The sequence below is a fragment of the Ensifer sp. NPDC090286 genome, assembly GCF_044769565.1.
Classification (GTDB): Bacteria; Pseudomonadota; Alphaproteobacteria; order Rhizobiales; family Rhizobiaceae; genus Ensifer.
Genome location: NZ_JBIVYF010000002.1, coordinates 129,181 through 143,275, shown reverse-complemented (window position 1 = coordinate 143,275; position 14,095 = coordinate 129,181). Strand labels below are relative to the sequence as shown.

9 protein-coding genes and 1 tRNA gene are annotated in these 14,095 nt (G+C 65.4%); 8 read left to right on the top strand and 2 right to left on the bottom strand.

Features of this window, described 5'->3' with window-relative positions; all coding sequences use genetic code 11:
* Positions 1-15 precede the first annotated feature (15 nt).
* A complete protein-coding gene (locus ACIQUG_RS10990) occupies positions 16-1,260 on the bottom strand; it encodes an acyl-CoA dehydrogenase family protein (RefSeq protein WP_043623505.1) in 1,245 nt (414 codons plus the stop codon).
* Positions 1,261-1,681: 421 nt separating this feature from the next.
* On the opposite strand from ACIQUG_RS10990, the gene ACIQUG_RS10985 reads away from it, so the two are divergent.
* The gene (locus ACIQUG_RS10985; RefSeq protein WP_402321019.1) at positions 1,682-3,376 is read left to right on the top strand and encodes an amidohydrolase; all 1,695 of its coding nucleotides are present in this window, start codon (positions 1,682-1,684) and stop codon (positions 3,374-3,376) included.
* 178 nt (positions 3,377-3,554) lie between these two features.
* Here ACIQUG_RS10985 and selD read toward each other — a convergent pair whose 3' ends face one another.
* Entirely contained in the window at positions 3,555-4,598 is a 1,044-nt protein-coding gene (selD, locus tag ACIQUG_RS10980) for a selenide, water dikinase SelD (RefSeq protein WP_402323008.1), read from the bottom strand.
* 195 nt (positions 4,599-4,793) lie between these two features.
* Between selD and fdnG the strand changes: the two genes are divergently transcribed.
* The 7 genes from fdnG to ACIQUG_RS10945 all read left to right on the top strand — a co-directional run bounded on the left by fdnG (position 4,794) and on the right by ACIQUG_RS10945 (position 13,939).
* Positions 4,794-7,880 carry a formate dehydrogenase-N subunit alpha gene (gene fdnG, locus ACIQUG_RS10975; protein WP_402321016.1) on the top strand — a complete coding sequence of 1,029 codons (3,087 nt, stop codon included), beginning with the start codon at positions 4,794-4,796 and terminating at the stop codon, positions 7,878-7,880.
* Positions 7,877-8,863 carry a formate dehydrogenase subunit beta gene (gene fdxH, locus ACIQUG_RS10970; RefSeq protein ID WP_402321013.1) on the top strand — a complete coding sequence of 329 codons (987 nt, stop codon included), beginning with the start codon at positions 7,877-7,879 and terminating at the stop codon, positions 8,861-8,863. Before fdnG ends, fdxH begins: the two co-directional genes overlap by 4 nt.
* Entirely contained in the window at positions 8,863-9,552 is a 690-nt protein-coding gene (locus ACIQUG_RS10965; protein ID WP_043623496.1) for a formate dehydrogenase subunit gamma, read from the top strand. Before fdxH ends, ACIQUG_RS10965 begins: the two co-directional genes overlap by 1 nt.
* 102 nt (positions 9,553-9,654) lie before the next feature.
* On the top strand, positions 9,655-10,566 hold the full coding sequence (gene fdhE, locus ACIQUG_RS10960; protein WP_402321009.1) for a formate dehydrogenase accessory protein FdhE: 912 nt from the start codon (positions 9,655-9,657) through the stop codon (positions 10,564-10,566).
* Entirely contained in the window at positions 10,566-11,942 is a 1,377-nt protein-coding gene (gene selA, locus ACIQUG_RS10955; protein WP_402321006.1) for an L-seryl-tRNA(Sec) selenium transferase, read from the top strand. The genes fdhE and selA overlap by 1 nt, the downstream gene beginning before the upstream one ends.
* Positions 11,939-13,843, top strand: a complete 1,905-nt coding sequence (gene selB / locus ACIQUG_RS10950) for a selenocysteine-specific translation elongation factor (RefSeq protein ID WP_402321003.1) — start codon at positions 11,939-11,941, stop codon at positions 13,841-13,843. The genes selA and selB overlap by 4 nt, the downstream gene beginning before the upstream one ends.
* Positions 13,844-13,939, top strand: a tRNA-Sec gene (locus tag ACIQUG_RS10945).
* Positions 13,940-14,095: the final 156 nt, after the last annotated feature.

Genomic DNA, 14,095 nt, shown 5'->3' with positions numbered 1-14,095 from the left:
CTCCTCCGGCAGGCCCTAGTTCTCAGGGCCCGCGTATTTGCCGGCGGTCGCCGGGAACATGGTCTTGATGATCTTCATCCGGCTGACATCGACGGTCGCGTCCATGTGCAGGAAGATTGCCGCGTCGCGGAACAGCTTCTCGATGCCGAACTCCAGCATCGCGCCGTTGCCGCCATGCAGTTCCAGCGCGTGGGTCGCGACCTTCATGATCTCTTCCGAGGCGTAGACCTTGGCCATGTTGCAGAGAACATCCATGTCCGGATGGCCCTCGTCGACGGCCCTCGACGCCCGCTCGATCAGCGCGCGCACCGCCTCGATCCGCGTCGCCATGTCGGCAAGCCGCAGGGCCACGGCCTGGTGCTTGATGAGGATACGCCCACCCTGCACGTAGTTCTGGACGTAGTCCGCCGTGCGCTCGAAGCAGGCGACGCCGACGCCGAGGTTCTTGGCCGCCTGGATGATCTTGCCGGCCCGGAAATACTGCCCGGCGCTGCCAAGGGCGGTGTTCTGGACGAGAAGATGATCGGCCGGCACCCGGCAGTCTTCGAACACCAGTTCGCCGTTGTTCATGAAACGGCAGCCCATGGTCTCGTTGCACTTCGTCACCGTCAGGCCGGGCGTGTCGCGGGGCACGAGGAAACTCGAAGTTCCCTGCAGCATGCCGACGGAGGAGTCCGTATTGGCATAAACGACATAGAGGCTCGCATCGAAGCCGTTGGAGATGAACTGCTTGCGGCCGTTGATCACCCAGTGGCCGTCCTTGAGCACGGCCTTCGTGTGCATCGCCGCCTCGGGCACGTTGTAGGGCAGCCAGCGATCGGAAGCGCCGCGCGGCTCGGTCAGGCAATGGGCCAGCAGGAACTGCGGGTCCGCCAGAAGGCGCGGGAACCACTTGTCCTGCAGGTGCTTCGGCGCGAATTCGCGCAGGAGGATCGAAACCTTCCAGTTCTGCACCAGCTTGTCGGCAAGGCCCGAGTCGCCGCGAGCGATTTCCTCGGAGATCAGCGCGAAGGTCCTGACCTCCGTCTCGCGCTCCAGGTCGACGCCGCCATAGGCTTCCGGCACGCCGAGCGTGCGGACGCCGATCGTTTCGGCACCCTCAAGGATCGAGCGCGGCAGCCGCTCGCCCGGGCTCATGTCCCATTCGCGCTGCCAGTTCGATCGAATGAAAGGCGTCACCGCGTCGTCGACGAAGGCGCGGCAGCTGTCGCGCATCATTCGCTGTTCCTGGGACAGTGAGCCGTCATCGGCATGGATCATTTCTCGCTCCCTTGGTTCTGATCTGGCGGGTTCCTCATCCTGCCGACAGATTGGTAGCTTGCCGTTCCCGTGGAGATGAGGTTCGAGTGTGCTCTTTTGGTGGACTATCGTCCAATTCGACGTGGACTTTCTGCGCGCCATGGGAAGCAATTGAGCGCCGGCCTTTGCCTCAACGGCTCCCCATGCCATCGCAGCCTGGATCGGCACGCGCCAAATTCCTTGTCCTATTTCTAGGACACTATGGCTCGATTTCGGTGCCTACCGCCGCTTTGTAGCGTCCGTATCTTTTTTCAGCCCGCTATCTCAGGCGTGGCGATGACGGCTCGGCCACCACCCGACGCCGCAGCTGCCGGAGAAAGCAACGCGAACCACCCGCGTCCTCCGCCAGTTTGGTTTCACCGATCCAGTTGAGGAGAGTGCCTTGATCCGCCGGTTTTCGACCTTATGCCTCGCCGCGGCGCAGCTTGCCGTTTTCACGCAACCGTCCCTGGCAAGCGATCGCCCCGACCTCGTGCTCAGAAACGGCACGATCGTCACCATGGACGAGGTCCGGCCGGCGGCGGAAGCGCTTGCCATTTCCAATGGCCGCATCGTGGCGGTCGGCAGCGACGAGGACATCGCAAAGCTGATGCAGCCTGACACCGAGGTGCTCGACCTTGGCGGCCGCACGGTCATACCCGGCCTTGTCGACACGCATATCCACGCGATCCGAGGCGGCCAGACCTATCCGTTCGAAACCTATTGGCATGACGAAACGAGCCTTGCGAGCGCGCTCGAAGCCTTGAAGACTGCGGCGCGCGATCGCGCCAGGGACCAGTGGGTTGCGGTCGTCGGCTCCTGGCATCCAGACCAGTTCGCCGAGCGCCGTCCGCCCGAGCTTGCCGACCTCGACAAGGCTCTGCCGGACACCCCGGCCTATGTGCAATACCTCTATGACTACGCGCTCGTGAACACCAAGGGGATCGAACTGCTTGCCCTCGACAGCGCCGAACCGAAACTGCCGCCCGGCGTCAGGATCGAGCGCAACGGAGAAAACCGTGCGACGGGTAAGCTCTTCGGCAACATCGGCTCGTTCAACGTGCTCTTCGGACAGCTCAGCGCGATTGGGAAGGAAGAGCGCAAGGCGAACCTCAAGGTGTTCTTCTCGCATCTCAACGCGGTCGGGGTTACCGGCTTCATCGACCCTTCCGCAGGGCCGGCGGCCGGCTACGAACCGTTCTTTGCGCTTCGCGACGAAGGCGGCCTGACGCTGAGGGCCGGCTACCGCATTCCGGCGGCCCACCCCGGCAAGGAAGCCGAATGGTTCCGCGAGATCATGTCGTTCCGTCCCGCCGTCCACGACGACGGCACGCTGAGCTTCCTCGGCCTTGGCGAATCCCTGGTCTTTGCGATGAACGACGGCGTGCAGATGGGGCCTGGCTTTGCGCCGCCCAGGGAGGCCCGCGACGAACTCCTGAAAGTCGCGCTCTTCGCTGCGGAACGGCGCATCCCCGTCGAGATCCACGCCTATACCGATGATGCCGCGGGCGCGATCCTCGACGTCTTCGAGGAGGTGCACAAGACACATCCGCTCAACGACCTCCGCTGGTCGATCGCCCACCTCAACACCGGATCGGAGCGGACCCTCGACCGGATGCGGAAGATAGGCCTCGCCTACACCGTCCAGATGGGACCCTATTTCGAGGGAGCGGCGATCGCCGACGCCAACGGCGCCGATGTCGCGGCCCTTTCGCCGCCGACACGCCTTGCCATCGACAAGGGGCTGCTGGTGGCAGGCGGCACCGACTCCACGCGCATCGGCGTCGCCGGCGTCTGGCAGGCGATAGAGTATCACCTGACGGGGCGTTCGCTGGGGGGCACTGTGCAGAAGGCGAGCGACCAGTTGCTGACGCGCGAAGAGGCGCTCAGGCTTTACACCCGCAATGCCGCATGGATCGGCTTTGCCGAAAAGGATCGCGGCACGCTTTCCGAAGGCAAGCTCGCCGATCTCGCCGTGCTCGACAAGCCTTACATGACGATGCCGGTCGACGAGATCGATACCATCCGATCGGTGTTGACCCTGCTCGGCGGCGAGGTCGTATACGATGCCGGCGCCCTCCGGTCCGCCGAGCAATAGCGGGGGACAGAGGGGCAACCGTCACGGCCTGCGGCCGAGGCAACCCGACCGCAATATAGCGATCATCGCCGGGACCAACGCGACCCGGCGATGACGTTACAGTCGACCTGATGGGCGCGAGATTTTTGGGCAAGACATTGGCGGCTAGACTCGACGGTCGCCGGGTACGCGCCAATGCCTACGCGACCACCACCCTCGCTGGGCCGGCCACCGTTTCCCCGATCACCGCTGCGCCGAAGCTGTGCTTGCCGAAGACGCCGAGCACGTCCTGCGCGGCCGACCGGTCACAGGCGACGAGCAAGCCGCCGCTCGTCTGCGGATCGCAGAGCAGCGCCTTGTCGATCGCGCCCATCTCGCGGTCAAAGGCCACGTCCTGCCCGTAGCTTGCCCAGTTCCGCCCGGAGGCGCCTGTGACGAAACCGGCGGCAGCCAGCTCGAAAGCACCCTCCAGAAGCGGAACGGCGGACCAGTCAATCCGGACCTGGCAGTTCGATCCACGCGCCATTTCGAGCGCGTGGCCGGCAAGGCCGAAGCCCGTCACGTCGGTCATTGCATGGACGCCGGGAAGCCGCGCGAGATCGGGCCCGGCCGCGTTGAGGCGGGTGGTGCTGTCAAGCATGCGGGCATAGCCGGCCTCATCGAGCGCGCCCTTTTTCAGCGCCGCGGAAAAGATGCCGACGCCGAGCGGTTTGCCGAGGATGAGCACGTCGCCGGCAAGGGCGCCGCTGTTGCGTTTCAGATGCGCGGGATCGACGAGGCCGATCGCGACGAGACCGTAGATCGGCTCGACTGAATCGATCGTGTGGCCGCCGGCGATCGGAATGCCGGCCGCCCGGCAGGCCACCGCGCCGCCGTCGAGAATGGCGCCGATGGTTTCGGTCGACAGCACGTTGACCGGCATGCCGACGAGCGCCAGCGCAAAGATCGGCGTGCCGCCCATGGCGTAGACATCGCTGATCGCATTGGTCGCGGCGATCCGGCCGAAATCGTGGGGATCGTCGACAACAGGCATGAAGAAGTCGGTGGTGGCGACCACCGCCTGGTGATCGTTGAGGCGATAGACTGCCGCATCGTCGGAGGTTTCGATGCCGACCAGCAGCTCCGGCGGCACCGGCAGCTGGACGCGTCCCCGCAAGATTTCCTGAAGCACGCCCGGCGCGATCTTGCAGCCGCAGCCGCCGCCATGGGCAAGCGAGGTCAGGCGAGGCTCGGAGGCGGGCAGGCTGCTCACGATCAGAACTCCCTCGATGCAATGGTATCGATGGCGGCCTTGCCGACCACGGACGCGATCATGACCGATCATTTCCGGCAAGGCCATGACTTTTCGTGACAAAAGCCGATCAAATCGGCCTTGACACGCCGGCTCCAAGGCTCGACCATTCGTTTCAAGACCGATACGCATGGAAGAGGACCTCCAATGAACATCGATCTTTCTCGCCGCAGTTTCCTGAAGCTTGCCGGCGCAGGAGCCGCGGCTACCACGATCGGGGCCATGGGCTTCGGAGCGGCCGAGGCCGCAACAGCCGCTCATGTGCGTGCCTTCAAACTCGCAAGCACCACCGAGACCCGCAACGTCTGCACCTACTGTTCGGTCGCCTGCGGCATCCTGATGTATTCGAAGGGTGACCTTTCCGCCGGCGAGAAGGCGGAACTCATCCATATCGAGGGGGATGCCGATCATCCGACCAACCGCGGAACGCTCTGTCCCAAGGGCGCGGCGCTCAAGGACTTCGTGAAGTCCGAGACCCGTGCCACGAAGCCGCGTCACCGCGCTCCAGGCACCGACACCTGGCAGGACATCTCCTGGGAAGATGCCTTCGACAAGATCGCCCGCGCGATCAAGGACGACCGCGACAAGAACTTCATCGAGAAGAATGCGGCCGGCGTCACCGTCAACCGCTGGACGACGATGGGCTTCCTCGCGGCCTCGGGCGGCACCAACGAGACGGGATGGCTGACCTACAAGACCGTCCGGTCCATGGGAGTCGTCGGCTTCGACAACCAGGCACGCGTCTGACACGGCCCCACGGTAGCCAGTTTGGCTCCAACATTTGGCCGCGGCGCAATGACGAACGCCTGGACCGACATCAAGAACACCGACCTCGTCATCGTCATGGGTGGCAACGCGGCGGAAGCCCATCCCTGCGGCTTCAAATGGGTAACGGAAGCCAAGCATCATCGCGGTGCCCGGCTGATCGTCGTCGACCCGCGCTTCAACCGCACCGCATCGGTCGCTGACGTCTACGCCCCGATCCGACCCGGCTCCGACATCGCCTTCCTGATGGGCGCGATCCGCTACTGCATCGAAAACGACAAGGTGCAGTGGGACTACGTGAAGAACTACACCAACGCCACCTACCTGGTGAATGAAGACTTCGGCTGGGTCGATGGCCTCTTCAACGGCTACGACGAGGAGAAACGCGACTACGACCGCACCGCTTGGGAATACCAGCTGAACGAGGACGGCACGGTGAAAACCGATCCGACCCTGTCAGACCCGCGCTGCGTCTGGAACCTCCTGAAGCAGCATGTCGCAGCCTACACGCCGGAGTTTGTCGAAAACATCTGCGGCACGCCCAAGGATCGCTACCTGAAGATCCTGGAGATGATCGGCGCGACGTCCGCCCGCGACAAGGTGATGACCTCGCTCTACGCGCTCGGCTGGACGCAGCATTCGAAAGGCGCCCAGAATATCCGCGGCATGGCGATGCTGCAGCTGATCCTCGGCAATGTCGGCTTGCCGGGCGGCGGGGTAAACGCGCTTCGCGGCCACTCCAATATTCAGGGCCTGACCGACATCGGCCTGCTTTCCAATTCCCTGCCGGGCTACATGAACCTGGCGACCGAAAAGGAGACGGACTACACGACCTACATGTCGACGCGCGGCAACAAGCCGCTCGTTCCGGGCCAGACGAGCTATTGGCAAAACACGCCCAAATTCATGGTCAGCTTCCTGAAGGCCATGTGGGGCAGCGCTGCGACCAAGGAAAACGACTGGGGCTTCGACTGGCTGCCGAAGCTCGATGTGCCCTACTACGACATCCTCCGGATGTTCGACATGATGAGCCGCGGCGAAGTGAACCTCTACTTCTGCCAGGGCTTCAATCCGCTTCTGTCCTTCCCCAACAGGGCAAAGCTGACTGAGGGTCTTTCGAAGCTGAAGCTGCTTGTCACCATCGACCCGCTGCAGACCGAGACGGCGCATTTCTGGGAAAACCACGGCATCTACAACCAGGTGGATCCCGCCAAGATCATGACGGAGGTGCTGCAACTGCCGGCGACGTGCTTTGCCGAGGACGAGGGCGCCACCGTCAATTCGGGCCGCTGGTTGCAATGGCACTGGCCGGGCGCGACCCCGCCGGGCGACGCCAAGCACGACACCTGGATCATGGCCAACATCTTCCTGCGGGTGCGTGAACTCTACCGCAAGGAAGGCGGGGTCTGTCCCGAACCGATCCTGAACCTCGCCTGGGACTACAAGGACCCGTACGAGCCGGAACCGGCCGAACTTGCCCAGGAGATGAACGGACGGGCGCTGCAAACGCTCTACGATCCGACGGATCCGACGAAGGTGCTGGTCGAGGCCGGTAAGCTCCTGCCGAACTTCGGCGTCATGCGCGACGACGGCTCCACCATGTCGGGCTGCTGGATCTATACCGGCTCCTGGACGGAGGAAGGCAACATGATGGCCCGGCGCGACAACAGCGATCCGGGCGATGTCGGCACCTTCCTCAAATGGACCTTCGCCTGGCCCGCAAACCGCCGCATACTCTACAATCGCGCCTCCTGCGACCTAGAGGGCAAGCCCTGGGATCCGGCGCGCAAACTGATCGAATGGAACGGCGAGCGTTGGGCGGGCTTCGACGTGCCCGACATCGCGGTGACGGCAAAGCCGGAGACCGTGATGCCGTTCATCATGACGGCCGAGGGAACCGCCCGTCTCTTTGCCCGCAAGCTGATGCGGGACGGCCCCTTCCCCACGCATATGGAGCCGTTCGAAAGCCCGGTCGAAAATCCGTTCAACGCCAAGCTTCGCGGCAATCCCGTCGCGCGCATCTTCCCCAACGACCTGCAACAGCTGGGCACGAGCACCGACTTCCCCTTCGTTGCCACGTCCTACCGCCTCACCGAGCACTTCCACTTCTGGACCAAGCACAGCCGCGTCAACGCCGTGCTGCAGCCGGAATTCTTCGTGGAAATCAGCGAGGAGCTGGCGGCCGAGCGCGGCATCACCAAGGGCGGGCGGGTGCGCGTGTGGAGCGCGCGCGGCGAAGTCTGGGCGAAGGCAGTGGTAACGAAGCGTATTCGCCCGCTGATCTGCAACGGCAAGCCGGTCCATGTGGTCGGCATTCCCTTGCACTGGGGCTTCATGGGTGCGGCCCGCAAGGGCTTCGGCCCGAACAGCCTCACGCCCTTCGTCGGCGACGCCAACATCGACACGCCGGAGTTCAAGGCCTTCCTGGTCAATATCGAACCCGCGGCGGAAGAAGGAGCTTCGGCATGAGCGAACGCGCACCGGAACCGGTAACAGCCGCCGCCAACCCGCCGCTGCAGCCGCTGGCTTCGAACCTGTTGCCAAGCGACGTCATCAAGGTGTCGGCAACGAGCGACGTGCCGACACCCGAACGACAGCTGACCCCGGTCGCCAAGCTGATCGACGTTTCAAAATGCATCGGCTGCAAGGCCTGTCAGTCCGCCTGCATCGAATGGAACGACACCCATCCGGACCTGGAGGAAAATGTCGGCGTCTACGAGAACCCGCACGACCTGACAGCGGATATGTTCACGCTGATGCGGTTCACCGAATACGAGAACCCCGTTACCAACGAGTTCGAATGGTTGATCCGCAAGGACGGCTGCATGCACTGCGCCGATCCGGGCTGTCTCAAGGCCTGCCCGGCGCCCGGCGCCATCGTGCAATATTCCAACGGCATCGTCGATTTCATCTCCGACAACTGCATCGGCTGCGGCTATTGCATCGCCGGCTGTCCCTTCAACATTCCGCGCATATCCAAGACCGCGCATGTGTCGAAGAAATGCACCCTCTGCTCGGACCGTGTCGCGGTCGGCCAGGGACCGGCCTGTGCCAAGGCCTGCCCGACCAAGGCGATCACCTTCGGGACGAAGGAAGACATGGTCACGCTTGCCAACGAGCGCGTCGAGGACCTGAAGTCGCGCGGCTACGACCATGCCGGCCTCTACGACCCGCAGGGCGTCGGCGGCACGCATGTGATGTATGTGCTGCACCATGCCGATCAGCCGTCGCTCTATTCCGGGCTGCCGGAAGATCCGCAGATTTCGCCGGTGGTGCGCGGCTGGAAAGGCCCGGCGAAGACCGTCGGCCTCGCCGTTGCCGGGCTTGCAGCCGCCGGTGCCGTGCTGCACGGCATCTTCGCCCGTCCGAACGAGGTGACCGCCCACGAGGAAGGCGAGGCCGAAGAACTCGTCGAGGACCGCAACCGCCCGCAAGGCGGCAGGGAGGCGTGATGGCTGACAAACGCATCTATTCGGCCCCCGGCGACCGGATCGAGACGAAGCACCCGGTCACCGTCAATCGCTATCGCGGCTATACCCGTCTCAACCATTGGGTCACCGCCGCCTGCATGATCGTGCTTCTGATCTCCGGACTTTCCTTCTTCCATCCCTCGCTGTTTTTCCTGACCGGGCTTTTCGGCGGCGGGCAGACGACGCGGTGGCTGCATCCGATCGTCGGACTTGTCCTTGTCGCAAGCTTCCTCCTCCTGTTTGCGCAGATGTGGAAGCTCAATCTGCCGCGGCGCGAGGATGTGGAATGGAGCCGCAAGTTCGGCGACCTTCTCCAGGGCAACGAAGAAAGCCTGCCTGAACTCGGCAAGTACAATGCCGGTCAGAAGATGGTTTTCTGGGGCATGTCCGGCCTGATCGTCGTGCTTGTGACGACGGGGATCATGATCTGGGAGCAGTACTTCCCCGATCTCGTATCCATTCCCGTTCGCCGCATCGCCGTCGCCGTGCATGCGCTGGCGGCGCTTTTCACGATCCTGATCTTCATCGTCCATGTCTATGCGGCGATCTGGACGCGCGGCACGATACGGGCGATGACCCGCGGCACCGTCACTGGCGGCTGGGCCTTTCGCCATCATCGCAAATGGCTGCGCGAACTGGCTGGACGTCAGGGCTCCGACCCGTCAAAGTGAACATCTCCTACAGCGCCGCGCGTCCTGTCGGGCGCGCAACGGTCGCTGTAGCACCGTGAATGCTGCATGATCCGGCGTCTCCGTCGGATCACCGGAGATGCGATGGCTGAAGACATACAACCCGATCCCTCCCTCATCGGCGGCGTGCCGACACCGCCGCTGGCCTTCCTGCCCGAGCCGGTCAAACTGTTCCAGACACGCGCGCGCCGCTTCGCGTTCCTCGCTGAAAGCAACGCGCTTGCGCCCTACCTCACCTTTCTTGCGGCGCTCTCCAAACTCCAGGCTCGCTTGGCAGTAACCCTTCCGCCCGTGACGGCGCCGACATCGGCGCGCGTCGCCGAGGCGGCGCGCACTGAAATGCCGCCGATCGACCGACTGGTGCTTGTCGATGACCCCGGCCTTTCGGCGACGCTCGACGCGCTTCTCGAAGGTGCTGTCGAGATTTCCATGCCCGACGCCGCGCGCCTGGCGCTCGATGCGGTGCGCGCTGCCGAGGACGGCGACCGGCGCTGGTTGCTTACCAACATCCTGTCGGATCAGGTTCCGGATGACAGCGCCGCTCCCCACCTCTTCGTCGCAGCCGCGGTGCAGGTGCACATGGCGCGGCTCGCCGCTACGCTCGCTGCGGAACCGCTCGTCCCTGTCGGCCTCGGCGTCTGTCCCGCCTGCGGCGGCCGCCCGGCGACGTCGTCGGTCGTGGGCACGCAGGGCGTCGAGAACGTGCGTTACGCCGCCTGCGCCTGCTGCGCCACGCAGTGGAACGAGGTGCGGGTGAAGTGCCTCTGTTGCGGTTCGACCAAGGGCATCAGCTATCGTTCGGTCGAGACCTCGGAGGCGACGGTAAAGGCCGAGACCTGCCGGGAATGCCATTCCTGGGTCAAGATCTTCTACCAGGTGAAAAACCCGAGCCTGGAGCCGATCGCCGACGACGTCGGCAGCCTCGGCCTCGATATCCTGATGAAGGAGACCGATTTTCGCCGCGGTGGCTTCAACCCCTACCTCGCGGGGTATTGATGCCGGATTTTCGCGTGCTTCCCTCGGTCGACCAGATGCTGACCTCGCCAGAGGGACTGGCGCTGGCGGAAGAACATGGCCGCCTTGCCGTCGTCACTGCTGTCCGCGCCCGGCTCGAGATCGCGCGGGAGAAAATCCGCGCGGGCGAGGATGGGGCAGCGCTTGCGGCCGACCTGCCGCGCCGCGTCGCCGAGGAGTTGGCGATCGCTGCCCGCTCCGCCCTTCGCCCGCTCATCAACCTCACGGGCACGGTGCTGCACACCAATCTCGGCCGCGCCATCCTGGCCGAGGAAGCCGTACGCGCTGCGAGCGCCGCGATGGCCAACCCGCTGGCGCTGGAGTTCGATCTTGACGGCGGCGGGCGCGGGCAGCGCGACGACCATCTGCGTGGCCTGCTCTGCGAACTCACCGGCGCCGAGGACGCCACCATCGTCAACAACAATGCCGCAGCCGTGCTGATCGCGCTCAATACGCTTGCCGACGGCCGCGAGGTAATCGTCTCGCGCGGCGAACTGATCGAAATCGGCGGCGCCTTCCGCATGCCCGACATCATGGCCCGCGCCGGCGCGAAACTGGTGGAGGTCGGCACCACCAACCGCACCCATCCGCGTGACTATGAAGGGGCCATCCGCCCCGAGACCGGCGTCATCCTCAAGGTCCACACGTCCAACTACCGGATCGAGGGTTTTACCGCCGAGGTGCCGGCGCCAAGACTGGCCGAGATTGCCCGCAAGGCTGGTGTGCCGCTCTTGAACGACCTCGGCTCGGGCTCGCTCGTCGATCTCTCCACCTTCGGCCTCCGGCGCGAACCGACGGTCGCCGAAGCGGTCGCCGAGGGCGCGGATCTCGTGACGTTTTCGGGCGACAAGCTGCTCGGCGGGCCGCAGGCGGGCCTCATTGTCGGCCGGCGCGATCTGATTGCCGCGATCAACCGCAATCCTCTGAAGCGCGCCGTTCGCCTCGATAAGATCCGCATTGCCGCGCTGGAAGCGACGCTGAAGCTCTATCGTGATCCCGACCGGCTGAAGACGCGGCTGCCGACGCTGCGCTTCCTCTCCCGACCGGAAGCCGACATCGCCGCACAGGCGGCCCGTCTCGCTCCGGCAATCGATGCGCTGCTCAAGCCGCATGGCTATTCGGCAGCGACCTGCGCCTGCCAGAGCCAGGTCGGCTCCGGCGCCTTGCCGGTCGATACGATCCCGAGCGCCGGGCTGCGGCTGACGGGCAGCGGCGGCGACGCGCCGGAACGGCTGTCCGCACGGCTTCGCGCCCTGCCCCTGCCCGTAATCGGCCATATCCGCGACGGCGCGCTGGTCCTCGACCTGCGCTGCCTCGAGGTGGACGCGGCGCTCATCGAGGCCCTGGCGGCGCTATGATCGTCGGAACGGCAGGGCATATCGACCACGGCAAGACGGCGCTGGTGAAGGCGCTGACCGGCACGGACGCCGATCGCCTTGCCGAGGAAAAGGCCCGCGGCATCACCATCGATCTTGGTTTTGCCTATGCCGACCTCGGCGGCGGCACGGTTACCGGCTTCGTCGATGTGCCGGGTCACGAGCGGCTGATCCACACCATGCTTGCCGGCGCCGGCGGCATCGACTTCGCGCTGCTGGTGGTCGCAGCCGACGACGGCGTCATGCCGCAGACCCGCGAACATCTCGCCATCCTCGACCTGCTCGGTATCACCAGAGGCATCGTCGCGCTCACCAAGGCCGATCTCGCCGGGCCGGAGCGGCGCGCGGAAGTGGCAGCTGAAATCCAAGCAACGCTCGCTGGCACCGGTCTGGCGAAGGCGCAGATCCTTGCCGTCTCCGCCCTCACCGGCGAAGGCATCGAGGCCCTGCGGGCAGGGCTCGCCGCCGCCGAAGCGGAGACCGCCGCGCGCAGCGATGCCGGCCTGCTGCGCTTTGCCGTCGACCGCAGTTTCACGCTCTCAGGCACCGGCACCGTGGTGACAGGCATGGTGCTCGGCGGGCGTGCAACGCTCGACGATACGGTCATCGTCAGCCCATCCGGCCTGACCGCCCGCATCCGCGGTATCCATGCGCAGAACCGGAAAACATCGGAGGGGCTCGCCGGCCAACGCTGCGCACTGAACCTTGCCGGCGAACGGGTGACGAAGGACGCGATCCGGCGTGGCGACGTCGTCCTCGCCCCGGCGCTGCACGCCCCGACGGACCGGATCGACGCGGAGGTCCGCGTGCTTGGCTCCGAGGCCAAGCCGATCGGCACCTGGTTTCCCGTACGCCTGCACAGCCACGCGACGGAAGTCGGCGCGCGGATCGTGCCTCTTGCCGGTCCTCTCGATCCCGGGATGGAGGGCCTGGTGCAACTGGTCCTCGACCGTCCGATCGCCGCGACCATCGGCGACCGCTTCATCCTGCGCGACACCTCGGCCAGCCGGACCATCGGCGGCGGCCGCTTTCTCGACCTGCGCCCGCCGGCGCGAAAGCGCAGCACGCCGGAGCGCCTGGCCTTCCTTGCCGCCTCTGGCAACGCGGACCCGGCGGCGGCTCTTTCGGCCCTGTCCGATCTGGCGCCGATCGCGCTTGCGGCTTTCCTTCGCGACCGTGGCCTGGGTGAGGAGGCGCTGTCAGGACTTCTGCTTGCCGCCGGAGCAAAAACCATCGGCGACCATGCGCTATCGTCCGCAGCGATTGACGGCCTGCGGGCGAGCCTGACCGACACACTCGCAGCCTTCCATGCGGAAAGCCCCGAGCTTGCCGGTATCGGCCGCGAGCGGCTGCGGCTCCTGCTCAAACCACGCCTGCCGACGGCAAGCTTCCTCGCGTTCCTCAGAGACGAAGCGGCTGCCGGTCGCATCGTGCTCGACGGCGCCTTCCTGCGGCTGCCGGGCCACGCGGTCCGGCTGTCGCCGGCCGACGAAGACCTGTGGCAGCGGATCCATCCGCATCTCGTCGACGACAACCGCTTCCGGCCGCCGCGCGTGCGCGACTTCACAGCCCTTCTCAATGCGGACGAGCGCGACATAAGGCGCGTGCTGAAACTCGCCCAGCGGCTCGGGCAGACCCACGAGATCGCGCACGACCATTTCTTCGCCCGCGCCGTCGTAGAGGAGATGGCAGCGATCGTGCTCGAGGTGGCAGCGCAGGCGGATGACGGCTGGTTCACCGCCCCCGCCTTTCGCGACCGGGTGCACAACGGCCGCAAGGTCGCCATCGAGATCCTCGATTTCTACGACCGGCTGGGCCTGACCTTGCGTAGGGGAGACTTGCGTCGCATAAATCCCCATCGCCGCGACCTGTTCGCACACTGAGGAAGGGAATCGTCTCCGGTGGGACGGCCGGACTTCAAATCCGGTTGGGGCAGCGAGCCTGTCCCGGGTGGGTTCGACCCCCACTCCCCTCCGCCAGCACGCGCGGGTTCGAGCTTAGGCTCCCGGATGCGCGGACGTTCAGGGATCACGTCGCCTTTGATACGCGATTGCGCGGCTGGTTCCGGCCGCGCAACTGCAAAGGCCGCTCGCCGATGCCGGCTACAATCGCGTGCAACGACCGCCTGCCGACGC